The sequence below is a fragment of the Bartonella sp. AC158YNML genome (genome assembly GCF_042196725.1).
GTDB lineage: Bacteria > Pseudomonadota > Alphaproteobacteria > Rhizobiales > Rhizobiaceae > Bartonella.
The window spans coordinates 1-548 of the sequence record NZ_JBHIQU010000106.1 but is presented as its reverse complement, the minus strand read 5'-3'; the positions used below and the strand labels follow the sequence as shown (position 1 = coordinate 548).

Annotated in this window: 1 pseudogene; it reads left to right on the top strand. The window is 46.9% G+C overall.

Going from position 1 to position 548, the window contains the following annotated elements:
- Positions 1 to 548 (top strand): annotated as a pseudogene (locus ACFIM1_RS09505) (hypothetical protein); the annotation flags it as partial.

Here is a 548-nt window from a genome sequence, read left to right as displayed (position 1 = left end):
CGAAGGCAGGATTTGATAGAGCTACAGGGGAAATAAGTGGTACGAAAGGTTCATTGGCTACGGCATTGCAAAGTTTTGTAGAGGTCAAGCAGGCAAGTGAGAATGCTGTTAATTTATCGACTGAAGCAAAGAGATTAGCCGATGAATCGAAGTCGATTGCTGAACGTGCAGAACAAACAGCGAGAGAGGCTTCCCAAACAGCAACAGAGACGACGCAAGTAGCAGCAACAGCGGTAGCAACGTGTCATGAAGTTAGAACGGTAGCGACACAAGCAAGTGTGAAGGCAGATGGAGCCAACCAGGCAGCCGCTGATGCCAAGGATATTGCCGAAGAGGCAAAAGGTTTATCGGAACGAGCAACATCTTCTGTTACAGAACTTACAAAAACAGCGTCTCAAGTACAAACGGCAGTAGAGAAGGCATTAACGGATTTAAGAGACGCCAAGCAGACAGCAGAGGCATCTAAGACACTCTCAGAAGAAGCGAAAGAGGAGGCAAGTAATGCCAAATCGGTAGCCTTAGAAGCAAAAAGTACAGCAGATAGTGCA